Origin of the sequence: Nitrobacter sp. (assembly GCF_051535215.1) — a bacterium.
Classification (GTDB): domain Bacteria; phylum Pseudomonadota; class Alphaproteobacteria; order Rhizobiales; family Xanthobacteraceae; genus Nitrobacter.
Window position 1 is genome coordinate 43,180 of the sequence record NZ_JBPPLY010000003.1, and the last position, 24,731, is coordinate 67,910.

Genomic DNA, 24,731 nt, shown 5'->3' on the forward strand with positions numbered 1-24,731 from the left:
GGGGCCTGTGCCGAAATATCCGCGGTCGCGCAAGGCGGGTGCGAGCGTCGCCGTTATCGACATCGGGTCCAACTCCGTCCGCCTCGTTGTTTACGAAGCGTTGGAGCGCAGCCTCGTCTCGATCTTCAACGAGAAAGCGTTGTGCGGGCTGGGCCGCGAAGTGCAGTCCACCGGCCTGTTGGCGCCCGATGCGATCAACAAGGCGCTGACATCGCTGCGGCGCTTTTACGCGCTATGTAAGGTGATGAAGGTTGGCCGCGTTTATGCCATCGCAACGGCCGCCTGCCGCGACGCCACGAACGGCGCGGATTTCATCGCCCAGGCGGAACGAATCTGTCGCGTGCCGATCGACGTTCTTTCAGGACCGCGGGAAGCGCATCTGGCGGCGCTGGGCGTGGTTTCCAGTGTTCACAAGCCGAACGGCATCGTCGGAGATCTCGGTGGCGGCTCGCTGGAATTGACCGACGTGCGCGGCCATCGCGTCCACCGCGGCGTGACGCTGCCGCTAGGCAGTCTCGCATTACAGGACGTATCCAAGACGTCGTTGAAGCGCGCCGAGCGCATCGTGAAAGATGCACTTTCCACCGTTGCGCCGCTCAAGTCCGGTAAAAGCCGTACCTTCTACGCCGTCGGCGGAACATGGCGGGCGCTGGCACGGATTCACATCATCCAGAGCGGCTATCCGCTTCGCGTCATGCACGGCTATTCCATTCCAGCCGACGACGCGCTCGATTTTCTTCGACGACTGCGACGTCTTGCGGCGTCCCAAACGCTGGCGGACGTCGAGGTGGTCGCCGATGCACGACAGCCGCTGCTGGCTTATGCCGCTCTCGTGCTGGAATACATCATCCGGATCGCGAAGCCGAAGACCATCATGTTTTCGACCTACGGCGTCCGCGAAGGCCTGCTTTATTCGCTATTGCCCGCTGCCGAACGCTCCAGGGATGGATTGATTTGCGCTGCGCAGACGTTGAACGGCTTGATGTCACGTTCGGCGCGTCATGCTGACGAATTGATCGGATGGACGGATCGATTGGTCCGGATTGCAAAACTACCGGAGACCGAAGAGGATCGGCGGCTGCGGCACGCCGCCTGTCTGCTCTCGGACATCGGCTGGCGCATCCATCCGGACTATCGTGGTGAGCAGACGCTCAATCTGATCATGAACGGCAATTTTGGCGATATCGACCATCAGGGACGGACTTTCATCGCACTGTCGGTGTTTTACCGGTACGTCGGGCCGAACAAGATCAACGCACCGTCGTCCGTGCATGACCTGGTGACACCTGCCATGGACGAGAGAGCGCGTATTCTCGGCGCGGCCTTCCGCGTCGCTTATCTGATTTCGGCCGCCAGGCCCGGTGTATTGTCTGCGACGCATTTCAGAAGCAGCGGCCGCAAGCTGAAACTTGTGTTCGAACACCGGCTGGTCGATCTAGTTGCGGATCGCGTCGGGGGCCGGTTCAAGCAACTGGCCCGCCTTGTTGGCCGCTCGGGGTCGATCGTGCTGCGCTGATGGTCTCGCGCTTTTTCTGATCCCGTCATTGTGAACCGCATCGGCTGTTCGAAATCGCGTCGGGCTCGTTATCGTGTTGCCGGTGTGTTCTGTCGTCGAGGCATCAGCCGGCATTGGGGGCTCCAGTATTTCGTGGAGCAAGCCATGACCGAAAGCTCTCCCTACGCGCGCATAACAGAACCTTCAGGCGCTCGTCCAAGCCGCCGCGATTTCCTCTATGTCGCCACCGCCGCCATGGGCACCGTTGGAGTTGCAGCGACGATCGTACCGATGGTGGCGCAGTTGGAGCCGGACAAAGCGACGCTCGCAGCCGGTGGTCCGGTCGAACTCGATCTCAGCAAGATGCAGCCCGGCCAACAGGTCATCGTCCGCTGGCGCGATCATCCGATCTTTGTCATCAACCGTCCTGCCGCGGCGCTCAAGACGCTTCAGAGTTCAAAGCTGATCGAGCGGCTCTCCGATCCCCAGTCCGACGAGATGCAGCAGCCGGAATACGCCCAAAATTGGCACCGTTCGGCTAATCCGAATTACGGCGTATTCGTCGGCATCTGCACCCATCTCGGGTGCATTCCGCTTTATTATCCCGATCCAAGTGCGAGCGCGCCGGCGGCCGACTGGCTCGGCGGGTACTTCTGTCCTTGTCACGGTTCGAAATACGATCTTGCAGGGCGCGTGTTCAGCGGCGTGCCGGCGCCGTACAATCTGCCGGTGCCGCCCTATCGTTTTGTGAATGATCATATGATCCGGATCGGAGAAAATCCGCCGAACTCGCATTTTGATTTCGCGAGCATTCGGCAAATCTGATGGAATACGAGGGGACCTCAGTCCCGCTCCACGCGCACCACCCGACCTTTTTCTATCGCCAATGCCAGCCGGCCATGCTTCAGCGCGAGCGCGGCTTCGCCGAACAGTTCGCGCCGCCAGCCGTGCAGCGCACCGACATCGGCCTCGTCGTCCGCCGCGATCTGCTCCAGATCGTCCACGGTGGCGATCACCTTGCTGGCGACGGCATGACGCTCGGACGTCATGCGCAGGAGAACCTTGAGAAGCTCTACCGTGGCGGCGCCGTTGGAGTTGTTGCGCGGCTTTTCCATCTTCGGAAGCGTGCGCGGGTCTCGCGCGAGACCGCGCTGGACGGCCGCGACGATATCGGCGCCCCACTGCGATTTTTCGAAACCTTTCGGTAGCGAGCGCAGCGCCGCCAGCCGCTCCGCGCTTGCGGGTGCATGGGTCACGATATCGCCGACCGCATCGTCTTTCAGGACCCGGGACCGCGGAACGTTGCGGCTCTGGGCTTCCTGTTCGCGCCAGGCCGCCACTTCCATCAGCACGGCGAGATCCTTCGGCTTGCGTACCCGCGTCTTCAATCGCTCCCATGCACGTTCAGGATGGAAGTCATAGGTTTTCGGCGAGGTCAGAACCTCCATCTCCTCGCTGACCCAGTCGCTGCGGCCGCGTTTCTTGAGGTCGGCGTCAAGGGCGGCAAACACGTCGCGCAGATGGGTGACGTCCGCCAAGGCGTATTCGAGCTGGTTTCTGGTCAGTGGCCGGCGCGACCAGTCGGTGAAGCGGTGGGTCTTGTCCGGCCGATGTCCGGTGACGCGCTCGACCAGCGCGTCGTAAGCGATGGAATCGCCATAGCCGAGCACCATGGCCGCCACTTGCGTGTCGAAGACCGGGTGGGGAATGATGCTGGCCTGGTGCCAGACGATTTCGATGTCCTGACGGGCGGCGTGGAATACCTTCAGCACACGCTCGTTCGACATCAGCTCGAAAAAGGGCTTCAGGTCGATCCCCTCGGCAAGCGCATCGACCACCACGGCCTCGTCGGGGCTCGCCATCTGGAGCACGCAAAGCAGCGGATAGTAGGTGGTCTCGCGGAGGAATTCCGTATCGACCGTGATGACCGGGTGGCTGGCGAGTCGAGCGCAGACGGATGCCAATCCGGCGCTGGTCGTGATAAGGTCCATGAGCGCTCCATAGCCCGTCTTTTTGCCCTTGTCGCCCCGCATTCGGCAGGCACGATCTTGTTTTTCTCCAACTTTTCCGGTCAAGAACGACGTGCTGGGCCGCCATCGCAGGTTCCGTCATTCGGTTGCCGCGCTCCCCCCGCTCGGGTAAACCGCTGACGCTCTCCCACCTGGCCGGGCCTCTGATTCCGCCTCTGACGCATTCTTGCAGGATTTCCATGCATCGCTATCGGTCCCATACCTGCGGCGCGCTCCGCGACAGCCACATCGACCAGACGGTCCGCCTGTCCGGCTGGTGCCACCGTATCCGCGACCACGGTGGGGTGCTGTTCATCGACCTGCGTGACCACTACGGGCTGACCCAGTGCGTGGCCGATCCGGATTCGCCCGCCTTCGCGCAGGCCGAGAAGCTGCGTTCGGAATGGGTGGTTCGGATCGACGGCAAGGCGCGCCGGCGCCCGGCCGGCACCGAGAATCCGGAGCTGCCGACAGGTGACGTCGAGATCTATGTCACTGAGATCGAGGTGCTGGGCCCAGCCGGCGAGCTGCCGCTGCCGGTATTCGGCGAGCAGGAATATCCAGAAGACATAAGGCTTAAGTACCGCTTCCTCGACCTTCGTCGGGAGAAGCTGCACCAAAACATCATGACCCGCGGCGCCATCGTCGATTCGATGCGCAGGCGCATGAAGGAGCAGGGGTTCTTCGAGTTCCAGACCCCGATCCTGACGGCATCCTCACCGGAGGGCGCGCGCGACTTCCTGGTGCCGAGCCGCATCCATCCCGGCAAGTTCTACGCGCTGCCGCAAGCGCCGCAGCAGTACAAGCAGCTGCTGATGATGTCGGGCTTCGACCGCTACTTTCAGATCGCGCCGTGCTTTCGGGACGAGGATCCGCGCGCCGACCGCCTGCCGGGCGAGTTCTACCAGCTCGACCTCGAGATGAGTTTTGTCGAACAGGACGATGTTTTTGCTGCGGTTGAACCGGTCATTACCGGCGTGTTCGAGGAGTTTGCCAAGGGCAAGCCGGTGACCAGGAACTGGCCGCGGATTCCGTTTGCCGAAGCGATCCGCAAATACGGCAGCGACAAGCCGGACCTGCGCAATCCGCTTCTCATGCAGGACGTCTCCGAGCACTTCCGCGGCTCCGGCTTCAAGGTATTCGCGCGGATGCTGGAGAATTCGAAGAATCAGGTCTGGGCGATACCGGGGCCGGGTGGCGGAAGCCGGGCGTTCTGCGACCGTATGAACTCATGGGCGCAGGGCGAAGGCCAGCCGGGACTCGGCTACATCATGTGGCGTGAAGGAGATGAAGGCGCGGGGCCGCTCGCCAACAACATCGGAGCCGAGCGCACCGAGGCGATCCGCGTTCAACTCGGGTTGAAGGCCGGCGATGCGGCGTTCTTCGTCGCCGGCGACCCAGCGAAATTCTGGAAGTTCGCAGGGCTCGCGCGCACCAGGCTCGGGGAGGAACTGAACCTGATCGATAAGGACAGGTTCGAACTCGCCTGGGTCGTCGACTTTCCGATGTACGAGTACAACGAAGAAGAGAAGAAGGTCGACTTCTCCCACAACCCGTTCTCGATGCCACAGGGCGGGCTGGAGGCGCTGAACAATCAGGACCCGCTGACCATCAACGCTTTCCAGTACGACATCACCTGCAACGGCTACGAGATCGCTTCCGGCGGCATCCGCAATCACAGGCCGGAAGCGATGGTGAAGGCCTTCGAGATCGCAGGCTACGGTGAGGCCGAGGTGGTCGAGCGGTTCGGCGGCATGTACCGTGCGTTTCAATACGGCGCGCCGCCGCATGGCGGCATGGCCGCGGGCGTGGATCGCATCGTCATGCTGCTCTGCGGCACCACCAACCTGCGCGAGATTTCGCTGTTTCCGATGAACCAGCGGGCCGAGGACCTGCTGATGGGCGCGCCGTCCGACGTCACACCGAAGCAGTTGCGCGAGCTTCATATCCGGCTCAATCTGCCGCACGACTAGCGGTTCGATTCTGGCACTGCATCTGCTTTATTGCAGCCATTTCTGCGAATGCTGAATCAAGGAATTGCTTGTAAATTGCTGGCGTGACTTCGGATTGGACATTCTTGTTCAGGACTGGCGCCGGTGGCGCGCCATTGTCAAATCCGCTCCGCCAACGGGCTGACCAAAAGCTGCGGGGAGCGTTTATCGTGTCGTATTCCGAGGATCTCCGCTCCGCGGCGCTGTCCTTCCACCGCAACCCGCGGCCGGGCAAACTCGAAATCCAGGCCACCAAGCCGCTCGCCAACCAGCGCGATCTCGCGCTGGCCTATTCCCCGGGGGTGGCCGCTGCCTGCGAGGAGATCGTCGCCGATCCCGCGGAAGCGGCGTCGCTCACCGGGCGGGCCAATCTGGTCGCGGTGGTGTCGAACGGCACGGCCGTGCTTGGCCTCGGCAATATCGGCCCACTCGCTGCCAAGCCCGTGATGGAAGGCAAGGCGGTCCTGTTCAAGAAGTTCGCCGGCATCGACGTGTTCGATATCGAAATCGCCGCCGACACCATCGAGCGCGTGGTCGAGACGGTCGCGGCGCTGGAACCGACTTTCGGCGGGATCAACCTTGAGGACATCAAGGGTCCGGAGTGCTTCGAGATCGAGGAGCAGTTGAAGGCCCGGATGAAGATTCCGGTGTTCCACGACGATCAGCACGGCACCGCGATCATCGTCGCAGCCGCCATCACCAACGGGCTGCTCCTGAACGGCAAGGCGCTCGCGGACCTCAAGATCGTTGCCTCGGGTGCAGGGGCCGCCGCCATCGCCTGCCTCGATCTTTTGGTGTCGATGGGCGCGCAACGCAAGAACATCTGGGTCTGCGATATTGACGGCCTGGTCTATCAGGGCCGCGAACGGCTGATGGACAAGTGGAAGGCGGCCTATGCGCAGAAGACCGACAAACGCACGCTGGCCGATGTGATCGCGGGCGCGGACGTGTTTCTCGGGGTTTCGGCCGGCGGCGTGCTGAAGCCGGAGATGGTCGCGCAGATGGCGGACAAGCCGCTGGTGATGGCGCTGGCCAATCCCAACCCTGAGATCATGCCGGACGAGGCGCGCAAGGTGCGCCCCGATGCCATGATCTGCACCGGTCGTTCCGACTTCCCCAATCAGGTGAACAATGTCCTATGCTTTCCCTTCATTTTCCGCGGCGCGCTCGACGTCGGCGCGACCGCGATCAACGAGGATATGAAGCACGCCGCCGCCGATGCCATCGCGCGGCTCGCGCGCGAGCCGCCGTCGGACGCGGCGATCCGGTTCGATGGAGAGACCGAAGGGTTTGGACCGGGTTCGCTGATTCCGAGTCCGTTCGATCCCCGGTTGATCCTGCGCATCGCGCCCGCGGTTGCGAAAGCCGCCATGGCGTCCGGCGTCGCAACGCGGCCGATCGCGAATTTCGACGAATACCAGGGGCGGCTCGAGCGCTTCGCGTTTCGCTCCGGCCTCGTCATGAAGCCCGTCTTCACCAAGGCGAAAACCCAGCCGGTCCGGGTGATCTATGCCGAGGGCGAGGACATGCGGGTGCTGCGGGCAACGCAGCAGGTGCTCGAGGAGCGACTGGCGCGTCCGATTCTGGTTGGTCGTCCGTCGGTGGTGGAAACGCGGATCAGGCGTCTGCGTCTCGCCATCAAGGTCGGCAAGGATTTCGACCTTATCAATCCGGAGGACGACCCCCGCTACCGTTCATACGTGCAGTCCTACATCGACGCCGCCGGCCGCTTCGGCGCGACGCCCGACGTCGCCCGCACCACGATCCGTACCAACGCGACGGTGATCGCCGCGCTTGCGGTGGTGCGCGGCGAGGCCGACGCCATGCTGTGCGGCGTCGAGGGCAGCTACATGCGGCACCTCCGGCACGTTCGGGAAATCATCGGATACATGCCCGGCGCGAGCGATTTCGCCGCGCTGTCCTTGATGATCACAAGCAAGGGCGCTTATTTCATTGCGGACACGCAGGTTCGCCCGAACCCATCGGCGGAGGAACTGGCCGACATCGCGGCGCGGGCGGCGGTGCATGTGCAGCGCTTCAACATCAAGCCGAAGATTGCGTTCGTGTCGCACTCCGATTTCGGCAGCTATCATACAGAGTCGTCGTGCAAGGTGCGCCGCGCCGCCAATCTGTTCCATGAACGTCACCCCGACATCGAGTCCGACGGCGAGATGCAGGGCGATACAGCGCTGTCGGAGTCGGCGCGGCAATTGATCCTGCCGCATTCGCGGCTGACCGGTGTCGCCAATGTCCTGATCCTGCCGAATCTCGATGCGGCGAACGCGGCCTATCAGATGATCAAGGTGATAGGCGGAGGGTTGCAGGTCGGTCCTATTCTGATCGGCCCCGCGCGGCCCGCGCACATCCTGACGCCGTCGGTGACGGCCCGTGGCATCCTCAACATGACGGCCGTGGCGGTCGTCGAGGCGCAGGAAAACACGAGTCGGCAGCAACCTGCCTTGTTCGGCTGAAATATGACGGACGATGTTTTTTTGACCTTTCAAAACATCGCGTGAAGCGTTCATACTTGAATTTCTGAAGGACGATCCACGTCCACCTGAATTTGTGGGGGCCGATCATGCCGGTGTTCATCATTGTGGGACGAGTTTTGTTTTCGGCGTTGTTTATCGTTTCGGGCGTATCAAAGCTGTTCGATATCGCGGGGACAGCGGAAGGGATCGCATCCCGGGTGGTCATTCCGGCTGCGCTCACGAGCTTGACGACACAGCTCGAAGGCTTGACCGGCATGCCGACCGCTCATGTGCTGGCCATCGCGGTCGGCGCGCTCGAACTCATCTGCGGCGCGTTCATCGCGCTCAACCTCGGCGCGCGATTCTTTTCACTGGTGCTGGCCGCATTCGTTGTCGCGGCTACGTTCTATTATCACGACTTCTGGAACCAGACCGGACCTGAGTCGAAGAACAGCATGATTCAGGCGTTGAAAAACCTGTCGCTGATCGGAGCATTGTTCATCATCGCCGGGATCGGCCGTCGTCCGCAAACGGCCGATACGGCCGGCAGCGAAGTCTGATCGCCGCCGCAGGTCCGCTTCTGTCCATGAAGCGGAAGCTCTATGGCCCGCGGCGCCACGCAGTGACGCGAACGTCATTCGCCGCGTCGAGTATTCTGGTCTCGCGGGGCTGCAGTACATGCGACGTCAGCACGGCTTGCGGAGACTCGTCGGGAACGCGCGGGAAACAGCCTTCGCCCCCGGGCAGCGTCACATGGGGAGCTTCGGACAGCCAGAACGTATCGTATCGGTCGAGAAACATTTCGAAGACGGACGGCCCGCCGATAATCGCGACCGTTCCGTCGCGCACTCCGGCGCGATTGCAGGCGTCCTCGAACGAGGCACCGGCTGGATTCCACAAAGTCGCTTTCGGGTTGTTGGGGTCGGCGGCGAGATTCGTGACGCGATGGGTCAGTATGATCCGCTTGCGGAGCGGTGAGTTGGGTTGGTCTTCGTACGAATTACGACCATGCACGACGAGGTCCGCGCGATCCAGCCCAGCGGTGAAGAACTCAAGATCGCCTTTGAATTTCAGCGCCTGCGGCATCACACGGTTTGCATCGGCGAGCATTCCCTCCGCCGACACGATGACGTAGCCTTCGATACGAAGCATATCCGTTCCAGATCGCGGCGAGCTATTCGGAGATCGTCTGGATGACGCTGTTGACGGGACGGGAACTCACGGTCGGCAGCTTGGTGTCCTTCTTCAGTTCCTCGTCGTATTGCGCGAGCGTCTCGACCGGGGCCTTGGCCTTCATCTGCACGACCTTGTATCCGCCGGCCTTCAGCCTGCGCAGAATCTCCGGCAGTGCTTCGGCAGTATGCTTCTGGAAATCGTGCATCAGAATGATGCCCTTGCCGACCTTGTCGAGTTTCTTGAAGATGTTGTCGACCACCTGTTCGGCCTTGCGCGCCTTGAAGTCGAACGAGTCGACGTCGCAGGAGAAGATCGCGATGTTGCGCTCGCCGAGGTAGGTCACCATCTCCGGCGGATGCTGAAGCGCCGGAAAGCGGAAGAACGGGGCAGGGGCCGCCTCGAGCGCCCACTTGACGGCGCTGAACCCTTTCTCGATCTCGTCCTTGCGCTGCGCCTCGGACAGCTTCTTGTTGTTGAGATTGGCGTGTGACCATGTATGTCCGCCGACGGTATGCCCGGCGGCGGCGACCTGCCGGAGGATCTCCGGATGGTATGTCGCGTGCTTGCCGATCGAGAAAAAGATGCCGGTGGTGCACTGATCGGCGAGCGCCTTCAGCACCGCGGGCGTATGTCCGGGCCATGGGCCGTCATCGAACGTCAGCACCACTTCCTTGTCACGCAGGAAATCGAGCTGCTTGAAATGTTCAAAGCCGAATCCCGGGCCGCCGGTGGTATCGACCTGCACCACGCGCGCGACGCCGAGCGCGTCCGGGCTGCCGTTGCAGGCAACCTTCGGTCCGCTCGCCGTCGCGGGAGTTGGAACGGCCGCGGGCGCGGGTTGGGCCGCCCTGGGCGTCTGTGACCAAGCGGCTGTCGTTGCACATAATGAAACCGCGCCTGCAAAAATCAGTCCCGTCGCGATGCGCATATCATAACCCCAACGTTCGTTGCGCGTTGAATCACCCGCGCCTCGTCGACATCTTAACGTAGCAATAGCCGACCTCCCACGAAAATAGCATTTATCCCCCAGCCAGTTAGCTGTTCCCATGGAGCGCGGCCAGCGGGGATCTGTCGTCTCCTTCCTTATGTGACAACTATCACTGTCTTGGGCCGGTCGTTCGACAATATTGCGGCGATGGTTTCGGGAATGAGCCCCTAACCGGCAATGCATGGAGATTTCAATGACCTCGGCTCACAATGCTGGCAATATACGCGAACTGACCGTCGACGAATTGAATGACGTTTCCGGCGGCTTCAAGGTCAGCGCCTTCGGCGTCACGCTTCGAGCGAGTGCCGAATTCATGGGTGTGTCCGTCTCCATCGAAGGCGTCGGCGGACTCTCAGTCAGCGGGCAGGGCATCTCCGCGACGGACGGCAAGGGCAACATCGTCAACGTGCCCTGGTCGCACTGACGCCCGGAGTGGCGGAAATCTAGCGCAGCTTGACGATGAAGTCGGTGCCTTCGCCGGTCTCACCGCTTGAGACGACGCCCTGATCGGAGACGATGATGGAATCGCCGGTGGATAGCGCATCGGCGATTTTCGTCATCACGTTTTCGGGAATGGAAATGCGGTCGAGAGCCTCGGTGGCGCTGTCAGAAACGGCAGCCGGCTTCGACGTTGCGTCGACGCCGGCCGTTCGTGAACGCGACCGGTCGTGGGCCTGAACCCGTTCCGTGTGCGCCGCCAGCGTCGGGAGTGATACGACCGACCAGCGGAAGTCGCCCTCGCTATGTTTGTCGACTTCGGCCGTGAAGACGTGTGTTCCCAGCGGCCGGTCGCTCGCGGTGATGGTGATAGGAGCATCGAACATTGGTTCAAAGTTCTGCCGCACATAAATCTTGCTATCCTTGCGGCTGACCAGGACCGCGATGCGACTGCTCCGCTTGAGAGCAGGAATCGCTTCGGGCTCGGTTTTCACAGCATCGGGGAGCGAGGGTTGAGGCTGATCCTGCGCCCCGGCGTCGGGGCCAACGCTTCTCTGCTCCTCGTCGCTCCCGACCGTGTCCGCATCACGCTTGATAGCGGCTAACGCGACATCGGTGTTTTTCGCGTCGCCATCTGCGGTGGCGGTGACCATTTCAGAAGCGGGAGGGGGCTCGGGCCGATGGGTCATCAGCAGCGGATGCGAGAACGGCGCAGGCGTCACTTCGCCCGGAGTGATGATCACCCGTGCGCCGGTTCTGGTCCAGCCCCACATCTTCACCGCGAAACTCGTCGGCATTCGGATACATCCGTGCGAGGCGGGATAACCCGGAAGCACGCCTGCGTGCATCGCAATGCCGGACCAGGTAATGCGTTGCATGTAGGGCATCGGCGCGTCGCTGTAGATATTCGAGCGGTGCCACTTCTGCTTCTGGATGACGCTGAAAACACCCATCGGAGTCGAGTGGCCTGGCATTCCTGTCGACACCGGCGTTTCGGCGAAAAGGCCGTTGGCGTCATAGAGCTTGAGCGTTTGCCGGCGGATTGAAATGGCGATGATGATCGGTCCTTTGGGCTTGCGCGCACTTTTGGCGGCCTGTTCGGGCTTTGCGGAACGATGATGCTTGGCGCGATGCGATTGCGGTCTCATGCCGGGAGGTGGAGGAGAGTCTTCGATATAGATGTCCGGATAGTCATAATCGTCCTGCCAGAATATCTGGCTGTGCGCGGGCGATTCCAAGCCGATCAGGAGAACGACGACCAGTCCAAATCCGAGGCGCGCCGAGCCAAGCCGGGCAGCGGCAGCCTGGAACCATCCTGCCGTCGAAAGTTGAGACCAATATTCGTTCACGCCGTCGTTCCTCGAATCCTGGTTCGGTCGTAAGCGCCGCCCGCCGCTTGTCACGTTCCTCGCGCGCAATTGGCAGTCTTGCTTCGATCAAAACTAGTGTGAATGTGTTCACACGAATCTAATGCCGCCGTTTTACGCGCCCGGCATCTTTCCGCGGGAACCCTGCGATCATACATTGGCGGGGACCAGCAAACGGAGCAAATGATGACATTTCGAGGTCAAACTGATGGCAACCACCGCCGAGCCTGGAACTTTCGGGCCTTCGCCGTTCTTGCGATCGCGATGATTGCCGGATCGCAGGCCCATGCGGCCGACGAACCCGACCTGATCTTTCGCCGCTCGACGGTATTCAACTTGCTGACTCCGAATGACAAACTTGCGACATACGGCGTCGACGATCCGGAAGTCGAAGGCGTTGCGTGTCATTTCACCGTGCCGGAAAAGGGCGGCATCAAGGGTTGGTTGGGAGTGGCCGAAGAAGTCTCGGATATTTCCCTATCCTGCCGTCAGATCGGGCCGATCCATTTCAAGGGAAAGATGTCACAGGGCGAGGACATGTTTCGACAGCGGCGCTCACTGTTCTTCAAGAAGATGCAGATCGTGCGCGGCTGCGACGCCAAACGAAATGTGCTGGTCTACATGGTTTATTCGGACCGGTTGATTGAAGGCTCACCACAGAATTCGACGTCCTCCGTGCCGATCATGCCATGGGGCGCCGCGGATACATCTGTACAAAAATGCGCGGATTTTTTTTCTAAATAGGCGCGGCCAGAAGCTGCGGTTTCAAGTAGCGGTGCGATCCCGAATTCACCGCTTCGGACCGGTGCGTGATATGCATTTGCGCGAAGGAATGACGCCGGCCGGTCCGAGTTTGGCGCCGGAAACTTCCTTGATCTGCCCCGCCGGGCACGATCCGTCGTCAACAAGAACGCGTTCGCCCAGCCGCAGATTGACGATGTCGGTTTCTCGCGACACTTGCGAGGCATTCGCGGCGGTCGTCGTGCCGATCAACACGCCGATCATGAAGAGCAGCATGTCGCGAATACCGGGCATCCCAGTCTCCATTGTATCTCGGTCGGGCAGAGGCGACTGCAGCCTATGCCGTTTTCGAGCGAAGTGGAATGAATCTTCCGGTCAGATAGAGCCCGAGGTCACGCTCTGATCGAAAACGTTGCAAGCAGGTTGGTGACGGCCGCGATCAGGAATCCGGATCAGACTCGTTTATCGTTGCCCAGCCTGCGGACCACGCGGCGCTCGACGACAACCGAACGCAGCGCACCTTGCTCGCCGGCGATCATGCGCGTCGTAGGCGACCGCGCGACGGTCCGGGCAGTTTTCTTGACCTCAGCGTGAACGAGATCGAGCGGCATCCCGATCAACGACGCCGCGATCTCGGCTTGCGAGTCGAGATCGTCGGTGATCCCGGTGGCCGCGAAGATGGCTTCCTCCAGCGTGGGAGGATCACGGCGAACCCGCCGGGTGCCATATTTCGTCTGCCAACCTTCACTCATCATTTGCCTCAATGGATTGCGCGACGATGACGCGCCTGAGTGCGTCGTGACCGCGCCTGACTTTCGAAAACGACGCAGCTTCGCTCCTTTGGTTCCGTACACAACGTCGTGGATTCGATTCAATTTCGGAACGCAAAAGGAAACGCAACATTCCTCCGGATTAGGATGAGTCGAAGCTGCATCTCAATACGGGATTTGGTGTGACAATACAGCTATGCATTTTGACGCGCGTGTGAGCTTTTTCGAACGGATGCAGTGGAAGATTTCGACGATCACGGCCGCTGCAGATTGTCGCAGCCGGCAGGGGCGGAGCGAGACTCAAGCCCGCAGCTTAACCCGGTCCCGTCGATCGTAACTCCGTTTCGGACGAATGCTGCGGCCATCGTTTCAACGCAGCATGGCCCGCGTCGGTCAGAACATAGGTACCGCGCTCAACGCGGTCGAACCACCCGTAGACGTTATGGAGAAGAATTTTTCCTGCATCTGGATTCTCCGGCTTGAGATCCCGCACGCGGCGCGGACCTACGGCCATTGCCGCCGCACAGTTCAAGGCCTGCTGGCGATAGGCTGTCATGATCGGCACTCGCGAGGAACCGCCGGGGACCGGATCGCCCCTGCGGCGCTGGTGCTCCGTCACCAGTCGGGAGCGCTTTTTTGGATTGCGGCGCGGATTGACGGCGGCGGGTGCGACGAGCACTTCAACGCCGCCACGGTCGGTCACACCAAGCATCCCGAAGCCGAGCCGCCGGCACAGGTTGCGATAACGCGCGTCGCTCTCACGGCCTTTGCCGCGCGCCGACAATCTGGCGGCGAGCCAGACCTCGTCGCAGGCGCCGGCACGTTCGACGCCTTGCAGGATCAATTCGAGATTGAAGCTTAACTTCAACTCGCCGATCACCACGACGGGCGGATCGTCGCCGCTCAATGCGACAAGATCGCAGCCGCCGATTTCGCCTTTGACCGTGAAGCCGAGGCTTTCGAGATGACGTTTAACCGGAAGATAAAGAGCGGTTTCCACAGTTGCGGCGGCTCCGGACGACTCAGGCTTGAGCTTATCAACTGGCCGGTTCGGTCGGCGAGTCGGGGAGTCGCTTGAACAGGCCGAGCCGGAGATCACTGGCGCGGTAGATCAACTCGCCGTCCGCGTATACCGTACCATCGGCAATCGCCATCACCAGTTTCGAACGCATCACGCGCTTGATATCCACGGTGTACGCAACCTTGCGGATGTGCGGCAGGATCTGACCGGTGAATTTCAACTCACCGAGACCGAGGGCGCGGGCCCGCACATGCCGGTCGCGACCGAGCCAGACCAGATAGAATCCGACCATCTGCCAAAGACCGTCGAGGCCAAGACAGCCTGGCATCACCGGATCGTTATGGAAATGACACTGGAAGAACCAGAGCTCCGGTTTGATGTCGAGCTCCGTGCGCACCAATCCGCGTCCATATTTTCCACCACCCTCGGTTATTTCCGTGATGCGATCGAACATCAGCATCGGCGGCAGCGGAAGTTTCGGTTCGCTGGGCCCGAACATTTCACCCCGGCCACAGGCCAACAAATCGTCGTATCCGTAGCTGCTGCGGCGTTGAAGCATGGGTCGCTGATCCTGCAGGATTATCTGAGGGAAAAGGAAACGGGCCCACGACGGGGGTCGGGGCAATTCCATGGTCACCAGCGAAAGTAGTAAAAGGGGGCACCCGCCCTGTCTGATTGAAAGACAAGAGCGTTAAGAACGCGTTACTTAATATCAAGTTTGGTTATATTATAAAATTTATAGCGCGTAAGTCGACTTAGACGCGTCCGCGCACGGGCAGCAGCGCCCCGGTCACGGCGCTCGCCGCATCGCTTGCCAGAAACAGGATGACGCTCGCCAGCTCATCCGCCGTCACCCAGGTCGTGAAGTCCGCTTTGGGCATGTCCCTGCGATTGGCGGGCGTGTCGATGATGGTGGGCAGCACGGCATTGACGGTGACCTTGCCCTTCAGTTCGGCGGCGAGTGCTTCGGTCAGGCGATGCACCCCGGCCTTCGAGGCGGCATAGGCGCCCATGCCGGCTCCAGCCTGCAACGCCGCCATCGCGCCGACGTTGACGATGCGTCCCGCCCTGGAGGCTGTCAGATGCGGGATCGCGGCCCGCGACGTGTTCAGCGCGGTGGTCACGTTGATCGCGTAAAGGCGCTGCCAGGTTTTCGGATCGCCGTCGGCTATGGTCTCGAACGCGAACCCGCCGGCAATGTTGACGAGAACGTCGAGCCGGCCGAAATGGGCGGCAGCCGCATCGACAGCCTCCACGGCCTGCGCCGCATCGGACAGATCGACACCGCCGAGTTCGATCCGCTCGGCCGTCGCCGCTGCGCCCGTCGCGGGAGCAAAGTCAATCGTGGCCACGCGGGCGCCGCGCGCGAGGGCAGCGCTTGCGACAACCTTGCCCAGCGCGCCGGAGGCTCCGGTGATGACGATGACCTTTCCGTGCATGAAGGGCTCTCCGGTTTGGAATGGACTCCGGACCTCAGGCCGGCTTGGCGAGCTTGTCCTGCGTCCGGGTTTCGAAGTCGGATGCATCATGGCGCTCGTGAAGCTGGCTTGCGGGATCGCCGGAGGATCGGTTGACCATGCGGCCGCGCTTTACCGCGGGCCGCGCGGCGATCTGCGCGGTCCAGCGTTGCACGTTCCTGTAGCTCTGGACGTCGAGGAAAGTGGCGCTGTCGCCATAAAGCAGGCCCTGGGCCAGACCGCCGTACCATGGCCACACCGCCATGTCCGCGATCGTGTATTCGGTACCGGCAAGGTATTCGTTGTCCTTGAGCCGGCGGTCCAGCACATCCATCTGTCGCTTGGTCTCCATGGCGAAGCGGTTGATGGCATATTCGATCTTTTCCGGCGCATAGTGGTAGAAATGGCCGAAGCCGCCGCCGAGATAGGGCGCGCTGCCCATCTGCCAGAACAGCCATGACAGGCATTCGGCGCGCGCCGCCGCCATCTTCGGAATGAAGGCGCCGAACTTCTCCGCAAGGTGCAGCAGGATCGCGCCGGATTCGAACACGCGGAACGGCTCCGGTCCCGAGCGATCTATCAGTGCCGGAATTTTCGAATTCGGATTGACCTCGACAAAACCCGAGCCGAACTGTTCGCCGTCGATCCGGACCATCCAGGCGTCATACTCCGCGCCGGTGTAGCCGAGCGCGAGCAACTCCTCGAACATGATCGTGACCTTCTGGCCGTTCGGCGTTCCCCGCGAATAAAGCTGGAAGGGATGTTTGCCGACGGGGAGCACCTTCTCGTGGGTCGCACCGGAGGTCGGCCGGTTGACGGACGCAAATCTGCCGCCGTTTTCCTTGTCAAACGTCCAGACTTTGGGCGGCGTATAGGGGGCATCGGTCATCGCGGGAGGGGCTCCGGAAAGGCGGGATTTTGGGGTCAGTTAGACCTGAATGCGCGGACGTGCAAGCGCGCGGGCGCCGGGCCGGAACGAATGACATACGTCGGACGTTGACGGGAAAGCCAAGATGAAAACACTCCGCACATCGAAATCTGCCCGCATCATTCTCGCGATCGACGTCGGCGGGTCTCACGTCAAGGTGATGACCAGCAGGGACCGCGTCAAACGCGAGTTCGCATCCGGTCCCGATCTCACCGCCGAGGATATGGTGCGTCAGGTCGAGGCGCTGACGAAGGACTGGTCTTTCGACGCCGTCTCGATCGGCTATCCCGGCCCGGTCGCCGGCAATCGCCCGCTGCGCGAGCCCTTCAATCTCGGCAAGGGCTGGAAGGGCTTCGATTTCGAAAAGGCGTTCGGCAAGCCGACGAAGGTCGTCAACGATGCGCTGATGCAGGCGCTCGGCGGCTATCGCGGCGGGCGGATGCTGTTCCTCGGGCTCGGCACCGGGCTCGGCTCCGCGATGATCGTCGACGGCGAACCCGAACCGATGGAACTGGCTCATCTGCCTTATCGAAAAGGAAGGACCTACGAGGATTATGCCGGCGAGGCCGGGCGCAAGCGGCGCGGCGACAAGAAGTGGCGCAAGCACGTCGGCAAAATCGTCAGGCAACTTACGGCCGCGCTGGAGCCGGACGAGGTGCTGATCGGCGGCGGCAACGTCGCGCATCTGGACAAGCTGCCGCCGAAATCGCGCCGCGGCGACAACGCCGATGCGTTCGAGGGCGGGTTTCGATTGTGGGGCCAAACCGGATTGAAGGCCGTTCGGAGAAACCGCGATGCGGATAAGGCAGATGATGCTGCGCTCATCGCGCGCTGTCCGCCCGGATTTTGAATGGCTCCGTGGACGCCGAACGTCTATGATCGGCCGATGTCGCGACTCCTGTATCTAACGATAGCCGTCGTCCTGTCGCTGCTGCTCTCGGTGACGGCGGATGCCGCGCCGCGTCACAAGAAGCACGCGCAACGCCCGCACAATTACGGTTTCCTGCCGGGCTATCGTCAGCCGCTGAACAACGCCGCGCCGCTGTTCAAGCAGGAGGCGTCGGTGCTGCGCAATGCGCGCCGTCCCCGACGTCATTGGTACATCGATCCGAACGTGCAGTATTTCAATTTTTACGAAGGCGAGTGGCGCTATCCCGGCCGTCCCGGATTCTATCGCGGCCGCTACAATGGCGGCAGCATCGGCCCGTGCTGGACGCAGACCCCGATCGGTCCGGTGTGGACGTGTGGGTGATGAGTTATGAGTCTCTAGGGGCGCTCTGATGCATTTTCGGTGGACTTTGAGTAGATGCTGTGATTCATAACGCCACAGTTCAGTTCGACTTGCGGGTTTTTCTGCTCGTCCGGCTTTTCGATTTCTTCGGCGATGCGCGCATAGCAGATCGCGTTTTTCTAGCGGTTTCAAGTCGTCCAACTATAGGGACGAGAGCCCAAACCTCATTTTGAAGATAGGAGGGAAAAACAATGTCAAGCATAGGTTTTGGTTCACCCATCGGTTGATTCTTTGTCTCTCCAAGATACCATTGCCGAGCGGTTCCGTTATCGTTCTTCCTTCTGCCTTTAGCGAATACGTCGCGATATCGAGAAGGAGAAATTCCCAGAAACGGGACAAAAGAAACTTTTTCGGGTTGTGTATCCGTTTCTATTTCTACTTCATCTCCGTGGAGTGCTTTAGCCTGACTTTTTGGATATGGTTCAAGAAACACGACCTTCTTTATTCCAGCCGCTAGAATGTGCTTCGTGCAGTTATGGCAAGGGAAAGTAGTGCAATATAAAACGCCGTCCTTAACCTGTTTGCCGAGCCTTGCTGCATCGCATAGCGCGGACATTTCTGCGTGAACGATGCGGCCGTACTCCGTAAGGTCCATAATGCGGGCGTCGGTTAGCAAGCCGGTTGGTGTTTTTTGTGTGAGACGCTGAACAATCTTAGCATCGTTGCCAAGTTTAATCGCTTTTTGGGAGAGCATTCCCCCATTCCTTAGTCGCTCAAATAGATCTCGAAGAATTTCACTTCGAGTATGTTCATTTGGGTCGATGCCTTTTTTTATGTCGCGGAAATCAGGTTCTTCTAGGTCCCAATATGTGCCGCCCTGCGCCTTGGGGACCTCGTTGCAGCCCTGTACAATGACTTCTCCGTTGGTGCTGAAAACCGCTGCACCAACTTGCCTAGAAAGATCGGCAGATCGAAGTGAGGCACTTCGAGCCGCGTACATTCCGTACTCGTCCTTAGATGGAGTTATGTCGTTCCGGCCAAATAGAGCTTGAATAAATCGATTGACAGTCTCTTGCATCCTCTTTGGGTCAAGCCCATCAATAAATACATCGCCAAGGTGAAACGTATCTCGAAGCCGCTGACCGAATTTGTCTCCTTCACTTGCATCACGTTCCATGAGCTTGCTCGCTTCAAAAGCAAGTTCTGATTCTGAGATATTGGTAGAGACCTGCCCCCTTAGTTTTTGAATTAGGCAAGCGCGGCGATCAATTTCCGAAGCGTATGCAGAAACTAGGATAAATTGTCGGCCGTACACCTTGCGCAGCAATTCTACTTCTGCGGGACTTTTCAGTTGGCTGAGCAAATAAGCGGTTTGTGGAATCGGACGTTTTCTTGAATGGCCGAGTTCAATCCGTTTGGTTCGGATAGCTTCCAGGCCGATGCGAGCGAGAACGTCAGGGCGGTTGAACTTCTTTCGTAGTGCGTTCGCGTAGTCGATCTTCCAGTGGTAAAGCTTTAGCGAATCTGATGGTTTGGTCCCAACTCGGCTTTTTACTCGTTCCATCTCTTTGCTGAGCTTTATCGGTTCCGCCCGATAATTCACTTCGGTTAGACATGACTTCAAAGTCGAAAGGATGGTGTCCATATCGACGCCAATGGGACCTGCTGTTGCGAAAATGAGTTCTGGATATTCGAGGGGATCCATTGTTGCCGACATAAAACTTCCGTTAATTTGCTATAGCTAAGATCACTAAGCGATAAGACGAATCAATCTGGTTTAGGGAGTATCCATGGCTAGGCAGCAAGCAATAGTTCGCCCGGTGGCGTTTAGCCAACTGGATGAATTGACTCGCGAGATGTCAAAGCTGGCAGTTGTCGTGAATGCCCGATTTGTGGTTGATTCCACTAAGTTGAAAGAGCTTAAGCCATCTGGGCTAACCCCAGTAAATCCAAAACGGCGTATAAGTCGTAACTGACTCCGGAAGATTTCTTGAGGAAACCTCGCCGTCTTAAACGACGAGGTTTTTTATATCACGAACACCCCGTCGTGCTGCCGCACGTATCGCATTTCATGCAGGTGCCGTTGCGCACCAGCGTGAAGTTGCCGCACTCCGGGCACATCTCGCCTTCATAGCCTCGTGCTTTCGCTTCGGCGCGGCGTTCGGCCTTGGTCGGCGCGATTGCCTGCGCGGCAACCTTGCTTCTTTGCTGCTGCTCCAGTCGCTCGGTCGGCGAGAGATCGTGTTCGGTCTCCTGCTTCAGCGCAACGGCACCTTCCGTCGTGTCGCCCGCGTGCGAGGAGGAGAGGGCGGTCACCTTGGACCCGCCACGACCTTCTCCTGCAAGCGGTGAGGGACCAGAAGAGCGCGCGCCGCCTTCGCTGGCAGCGGACGAAGGAGCCGATCCGCGCGGCTCACCGCCGCCGCGCATGACGACGAGGTTGTCGGTGCGCGAGCGGGTCAGGCCCTTGGAAACGTATCGCGTGGCCTGCTGGCCCTCCGGCTCCTTGCCTTCGGCGACGCCCTTGCCGATGGCGTCGAAGCCGGACTCGCTTGGATCGACATGGGCGAGATCGAAGCGCGACATGTAGCTGACCGCGAGTTCGCGGAACACATAGTCGAGGATCGAGGTCGCGTACTTGATCGAGTCGTTGCCCTGCACGGGTCCCGCGGGCTCGAAGCGGGTGAACGTGAAGGCGTCGACATATTCCTCAAGCGGCACGCCGTATTGCAGACCCAATGAAACAGCAATGGCGAAGTTGTTGATGAAGGAGCGCAGCGCCGCGCCTTCCTTGTGCATGTCGATGAAGATCTCGCCCAGTCGTCCGTCATCGTATTCGCCAGTGCGGAGATAGACCTTGTGTCCGCCGACGACGGCCTTCTGGGTGTAGCCCTTGCGGCGATCGGGCATCTTCTCGCGCTCGCGCATCACGATGATGCGTTCGACCAGCCGTTCCACCACTTTCTCGGAGACGGCGGCGGCGCGCGCAGCCATCGGCTTCTCCAGCAGCGCCTCGATGGCATCGTCGTCGTCATCGTCGTCGGCGATGAGTTGCGAGTTGAGTGGCTGCGACAGCTTGGAGCCGTCGCGATAGAGCGCGTTGGCCTTCAGCGCCAGCTTCCAGGACAGCAGGTAGGCCGACTTGCAGTCTTCCACCGTGGCGTCGTTCGGCATGTTGATGGTTTTGGAAATCGCACCCGAGATGAACGGCTGCGCCGCCGCCATCATGCGGATGTGGCTTTCCACCGAGAGATAGCGCTTGCCGATCTTGCCGCACGGATTGGCGCAATCGAACACCGCATAGTGCTCTGGTTTGAGATGCGGCGCGCCTTCCACCGTCATCGCGCCGCAGATGTGCACGTTGGCCGCTTCGATTTCGCGCTTGCTGAAGCCGACCGCCGCGAGCAGGTCGAAAGACGGGGACGCCAGCGCATCGGCGCCGATGCCGAGCGTGTCGCGGATGAAGTCTTCGCCGAAAGTCCATTTGTTGAAAGCGAACTTGATGTCGAACGCGGTCGGGAGCGCCTTCTCCACTTTCGCAATAGCCTCGTCGGTGAAATTCTTAGCCTTCAGCGTGGAGACGTTGATGCCCGGCGCGTTGGACAACGAGCCGTGACCGACCGCATAGGCTTCGATCTCGGCGATCTCGCTCTCGCGATAGCCGAGCGCGCGCAAGGCTTCCGGGACGGCGCGGTTGATGATCTTCCAGTACCCACCGCCCGCGAGCTTCTTGAACTTCACCAGCGCGAAGTCGGGCTCGATGCCGGTGGTGTCGCAGTCCATGACCAGACCGATGGTGCCGGTCGGCGCCACCACGGTGACCTGCGCGTTGCGGTAGCCGTGCTGCTCGCCGAGCGCGAGCGCATCATCCCACGCTTTTGTCGCGTGGGCGACGAGGCCGGGCTGCGGGCAGGAGGCATGGTCGAGCGGCACCGCGTTGACCGACAGCCCTTCGTAGCCGCTGGACTGGCCGTGCGCGGCGCGGCGGTGGTTGCGGATCACGCGCAGCATGTGGCTGGCGTTTTTCTTGTGACCGGGGAAGGCGCCGAGTTCGCCGGCCATCTCGGCCGAGGTTTTGTAGGCGATGCCGGTCATGATCGCGGTCAGCGCGCCGCACAGCGCGCGGCCTTCCCTCGAGTCATAGGACAGGCCCATGGTCATCAAGAGGCCGCCGATGTTGGCGAAGCCGAGGCCCAGCGTGCGGAATTCGTAAGACAGCTCCGCGATCGCCTTGGACGGGAACTGCGCCATCAGCACCGAGATTTCCAGCACCACGGTCCAGAGCCGGCACAGATGCTCATACGCATCAACGTCGAAGCGCTTCGTGGCGACGTCGTAAAACGTCAGCAGATTGGCGGAGGCGAGGTTGCAGGCAGTGTCGTCGAGGAACATGTATTCCGAGCACGGATTCGAAGCACGGATGTCGCCGGACGCCTTGCAGGTATGCCAGTCGTTCATCGTGGTGTTGAAGTGCAGGCCGGGATCGGCCGAAGCCCAGGCGGCGTAGCCGATCTTCTCCCAGAGATCGCGCGCCTTCAGAGTCTTCATGACCTTCTTGCTGGTGCGAGCGGTGAGATTCCAGGTGCCGTCGGTCTCGACCGCGCGCAGGAAGTCATCCCGCAGCGACACCGAGTTGTTTGAGTTCTGGCCGGAGACGGTGAGATAGGCCTCGCTGTCCCAGTCGGTGTCGTAGACCGGGAAATCGATATCCTTGTAGCCTTGCCTGGCGAACTGGATGACGCGCTTGATGTAGTTGTCCGGCACCAGCGCGCGGCGCGCCAGCTTGATCTCCCGACGCAGCGCGGGGTTCTTCTCCGGCAAGAAACAATCATCCCCCGAGCCCTCGCAGTTGACGCAGGCGCGCATCACCGCCTTGAGGTGCTTCTGGTTGATCCTGGAGCCGGTGACGAGAGCGGCGACCTTCTGCTCCTCGCGCACCTTCCAGTCGATGTACTGCTCGATATCCGGATGATCGGCGTCGACCACAACCATCTTGGCGGCGCGACGGGTGGTGCCGCCAGACTTGATCGCACCCGCGGCGCGGTCGCCGATCTTGAGAAAGCTCATCAGCCCGGAGGAGCGGCCGCCGCCGGACAGGCGCTCGCCTTCACCGCGCAATCGCGAGAAGTTGGAGCCGGTGCCGGAGCCGTATTTGAACAGGCGCGCCTCGCGCACCCACAAGTCCATGATGCCGCCTTCGTTGACGAGGTCGTCCTCGATGCCCTGGATGAAGCAGGCATGCGGCTGCGGATGCTCATAAGCCGACTTCGACTTCGTCATCTTGCCGGTCTTGAAGTCGACGTAGTGGTGGCCCTGGCCGGGGCCGTCGATGCCATAGGCCCAGTGCAGGCCGGTGTTGAACCACTGCGGCGAGTTCGGGGCGACCATCTGGCGCGCCAGCATGTAACGCAGCTCGTCATTGAAGGCGCGCGCGTCGTCTTCCGAACTGAAATAACCGCCCTTCCAGCCCCAATAGGTCCAGCAGCCGGCAAGACGATCGAACACCTGCTTGGACGATGTTTCGCCGCCGAAGCGTTCGGCCTCGGGCAGGGCGGCGAGCGCGTCCGTGTCGGGCACCGAACGCCACAGCCATGAGGGGACCGTCTCTTCCTCGATTTTCTTCAGGCGTGCGGCAACGCCTGCTTTCCGGAAATACTTTTGCGCGAGCACGTCGGAGGCGACCTGCGACCAGAATTCGGGCACCTCGACGTTCTCGAGGCGAAACACCACCGAGCCGTCCGGATTGCGGATCTCGCTCGTTGTCAGCCGGAAATCGATCTCCGCATAGGGTGACTGCTGGTCTCTGGTGTAGCGCCGTTCGAATCTCATGTCCCTTGCCCCGTCACTGTCCGCGCCGCTTCAGCGGCATCGGCGATTTCCATTCGCGGACTTTTTTGTCCGCAGTTCCGGCCGTGCAATCCTGGCCGTCTGTCCTCTGGAGCACGAGCAGGGAGGGGCTTGGCCCCGCCACCTATCGTACCCCAACGCCCCACACTGCGATTTGAGCCTTTTGGCTCGTTTTTGACGTCCCCAAACGTCTTGTCGCCAACGCAGACACCCCCACGACTCCGTCGCCAAACCGGCCGACGAAGTGTTCATAATGGAACCCTTGAGGGAGGCTCGGCGTGACCCAGTTACATGCGCGTCGAGCAGATCAAACGCTAAGGCAACCCTCTCCACCCAGTCAAGGATTAGTATTCATTTCTCAACGAAACACTAAATATGGTGGAAAGAGAGGAAAACCAAGGGCTGGCGACGCCTTGGATGAGGTCAAGTATCGGTGAGTCCTCATGGATTCCCAAGCGAAAGAGTCCTTGATGGGCCCTGCAGGAATGAGCTTCTCACGCTGTTCACAAGGACAACTATTTATTGCCCGCGAGGGGTTGCATTACAGAGACTCGGATCTCGTTTCTCAAGGAGGCAGGTTCACCTTCTGGGAAGAGCAGAATGGACGCGGTTTGGCGTCGAGTCCGAAGGATTCTCGCCCATGTCGAGTCGGCTGGAGGCGATCCGAATCACTTCGCTTGTTGCAAACGCGGACTGAAAAAGAACCAGAAAAAAGAAAGCGGTGCGCAAAGGCACCGCTTTGAGGGGCAGGGGCGTTATACAGGCTCGTTAGAACGCTTCGCTTATTCCATCAGAAGCAAA

At 60.7% G+C, this 24,731-nt stretch carries 21 protein-coding genes; 9 read left to right on the top strand and 12 right to left on the bottom strand.

Annotation, left to right across the window (positions count from 1 at the left end; translation table 11 throughout):
* Positions 1-7: 7 nt before the first annotated feature.
* Together ppx and petA are read left to right on the top strand one after the other, a co-directional pair.
* Positions 8-1,516: an exopolyphosphatase gene (gene ppx, locus ACS3WB_RS04710; protein WP_438274417.1), complete on the top strand. Its 1,509-nt coding sequence runs from the start codon at positions 8-10 to the stop codon at positions 1,514-1,516.
* Positions 1,517-1,660: 144 nt separating this feature from the next.
* A complete protein-coding gene (gene petA / locus ACS3WB_RS04715; protein WP_438274418.1) occupies positions 1,661-2,320 on the top strand; it encodes a ubiquinol-cytochrome c reductase iron-sulfur subunit in 660 nt (219 codons plus the stop codon).
* 17 nt (positions 2,321-2,337) lie between these two features.
* On the opposite strand, the gene rnd is transcribed toward petA, so the two are convergent.
* The gene (gene rnd, locus ACS3WB_RS04720) at positions 2,338-3,486 is read right to left on the bottom strand and encodes a ribonuclease D (RefSeq protein WP_438274419.1); all 1,149 of its coding nucleotides are present in this window, start codon (positions 3,484-3,486) and stop codon (positions 2,338-2,340) included.
* Between the two features lie 218 nt (positions 3,487-3,704).
* On the opposite strand from rnd, the gene aspS reads away from it, so the two are divergent.
* From aspS to ACS3WB_RS04735, 3 genes are all read left to right on the top strand, one after another.
* A complete protein-coding gene (gene aspS, locus ACS3WB_RS04725; protein WP_438274420.1) occupies positions 3,705-5,477 on the top strand; it encodes an aspartate--tRNA ligase in 1,773 nt (590 codons plus the stop codon).
* Between the two features lie 185 nt (positions 5,478-5,662).
* Entirely contained in the window at positions 5,663-7,966 is a 2,304-nt protein-coding gene (locus ACS3WB_RS04730) for an NADP-dependent malic enzyme (RefSeq protein WP_438274696.1), read from the top strand.
* 107 nt (positions 7,967-8,073) lie between these two features.
* Entirely contained in the window at positions 8,074-8,526 is a 453-nt protein-coding gene (locus ACS3WB_RS04735) for a DoxX family protein (RefSeq protein ID WP_438274421.1), read from the top strand.
* 40 nt (positions 8,527-8,566) lie between these two features.
* On the opposite strand, the gene ACS3WB_RS04740 is transcribed toward ACS3WB_RS04735, so the two are convergent.
* Both ACS3WB_RS04740 and ACS3WB_RS04745 read right to left on the bottom strand, forming a co-directional pair.
* Positions 8,567-9,118 carry a dihydrofolate reductase family protein gene (locus tag ACS3WB_RS04740; protein WP_438274422.1) on the bottom strand — a complete coding sequence of 184 codons (552 nt, stop codon included), beginning with the start codon at positions 9,116-9,118 and terminating at the stop codon, positions 8,567-8,569.
* 22 nt (positions 9,119-9,140) lie between these two features.
* Complete coding sequence (locus tag ACS3WB_RS04745; RefSeq protein WP_438274423.1) at positions 9,141-10,070, bottom strand: polysaccharide deacetylase family protein; 930 nt, start codon at positions 10,068-10,070, stop codon at positions 9,141-9,143.
* 253 nt (positions 10,071-10,323) lie between these two features.
* Between ACS3WB_RS04745 and ACS3WB_RS04750 the strand changes: the two genes are divergently transcribed.
* Positions 10,324-10,554 (top strand): hypothetical protein, encoded by a 231-nt coding sequence (locus tag ACS3WB_RS04750; protein WP_438274424.1) that lies wholly within the window; start codon positions 10,324-10,326, stop codon positions 10,552-10,554.
* 19 nt (positions 10,555-10,573) lie between these two features.
* On the opposite strand, the gene ACS3WB_RS04755 is transcribed toward ACS3WB_RS04750, so the two are convergent.
* Positions 10,574-11,917, bottom strand: a complete 1,344-nt coding sequence (locus tag ACS3WB_RS04755; RefSeq protein WP_438274425.1) for a L,D-transpeptidase — start codon at positions 11,915-11,917, stop codon at positions 10,574-10,576.
* 282 nt (positions 11,918-12,199) lie between these two features.
* Here ACS3WB_RS04755 and ACS3WB_RS04760 point away from each other — a divergent pair, with 282 nt between their 5' ends.
* Positions 12,200-12,679 (top strand): CreA family protein, encoded by a 480-nt coding sequence (locus tag ACS3WB_RS04760; RefSeq protein WP_438274697.1) that lies wholly within the window; start codon positions 12,200-12,202, stop codon positions 12,677-12,679.
* A 45-nt stretch (positions 12,680-12,724) separates the two neighbouring features.
* On the opposite strand, the gene ACS3WB_RS04765 is transcribed toward ACS3WB_RS04760, so the two are convergent.
* The 6 genes from ACS3WB_RS04765 to yghU form a co-directional block, all read right to left on the bottom strand.
* Positions 12,725-12,970, bottom strand: a complete 246-nt coding sequence (locus ACS3WB_RS04765; protein WP_438274426.1) for a DUF6719 family protein — start codon at positions 12,968-12,970, stop codon at positions 12,725-12,727.
* A gap of 158 nt (positions 12,971-13,128) precedes the next feature.
* Complete coding sequence (locus ACS3WB_RS04770; protein WP_438274427.1) at positions 13,129-13,428, bottom strand: hypothetical protein; 300 nt, start codon at positions 13,426-13,428, stop codon at positions 13,129-13,131.
* A 331-nt stretch (positions 13,429-13,759) separates the two neighbouring features.
* Positions 13,760-14,446 carry a DUF2161 domain-containing phosphodiesterase gene (locus ACS3WB_RS04775; protein WP_438274428.1) on the bottom strand — a complete coding sequence of 229 codons (687 nt, stop codon included), beginning with the start codon at positions 14,444-14,446 and terminating at the stop codon, positions 13,760-13,762.
* A gap of 37 nt (positions 14,447-14,483) precedes the next feature.
* A complete protein-coding gene (gene fabA, locus ACS3WB_RS04780; RefSeq protein ID WP_438274698.1) occupies positions 14,484-15,026 on the bottom strand; it encodes a bifunctional 3-hydroxydecanoyl-ACP dehydratase/trans-2-decenoyl-ACP isomerase in 543 nt (180 codons plus the stop codon).
* A 196-nt stretch (positions 15,027-15,222) separates the two neighbouring features.
* Complete coding sequence (fabG, locus tag ACS3WB_RS04785) at positions 15,223-15,906, bottom strand: 3-oxoacyl-ACP reductase FabG (protein WP_438274429.1); 684 nt, start codon at positions 15,904-15,906, stop codon at positions 15,223-15,225.
* A gap of 34 nt (positions 15,907-15,940) precedes the next feature.
* Positions 15,941-16,813 carry a glutathione-dependent disulfide-bond oxidoreductase gene (yghU, locus tag ACS3WB_RS04790; protein WP_438274430.1) on the bottom strand — a complete coding sequence of 291 codons (873 nt, stop codon included), beginning with the start codon at positions 16,811-16,813 and terminating at the stop codon, positions 15,941-15,943.
* A 124-nt stretch (positions 16,814-16,937) separates the two neighbouring features.
* Here yghU and ACS3WB_RS04795 point away from each other — a divergent pair, with 124 nt between their 5' ends.
* Both ACS3WB_RS04795 and ACS3WB_RS04800 read left to right on the top strand, forming a co-directional pair.
* On the top strand, positions 16,938-17,702 hold the full coding sequence (locus ACS3WB_RS04795; protein ID WP_438274431.1) for an ROK family protein: 765 nt from the start codon (positions 16,938-16,940) through the stop codon (positions 17,700-17,702).
* Between the two features lie 36 nt (positions 17,703-17,738).
* Positions 17,739-18,104 carry a hypothetical protein gene (locus tag ACS3WB_RS04800; RefSeq protein ID WP_438274699.1) on the top strand — a complete coding sequence of 122 codons (366 nt, stop codon included), beginning with the start codon at positions 17,739-17,741 and terminating at the stop codon, positions 18,102-18,104.
* A gap of 79 nt (positions 18,105-18,183) precedes the next feature.
* On the opposite strand, the gene ACS3WB_RS04805 is transcribed toward ACS3WB_RS04800, so the two are convergent.
* Both ACS3WB_RS04805 and ACS3WB_RS04810 read right to left on the bottom strand, forming a co-directional pair.
* Entirely contained in the window at positions 18,184-19,800 is a 1,617-nt protein-coding gene (locus ACS3WB_RS04805) for an anti-phage dCTP deaminase (protein WP_438274432.1), read from the bottom strand.
* A gap of 314 nt (positions 19,801-20,114) precedes the next feature.
* Positions 20,115-23,912 (bottom strand): vitamin B12-dependent ribonucleotide reductase, encoded by a 3,798-nt coding sequence (locus tag ACS3WB_RS04810; RefSeq protein ID WP_438274433.1) that lies wholly within the window; start codon positions 23,910-23,912, stop codon positions 20,115-20,117.
* Positions 23,913-24,731: the final 819 nt, after the last annotated feature.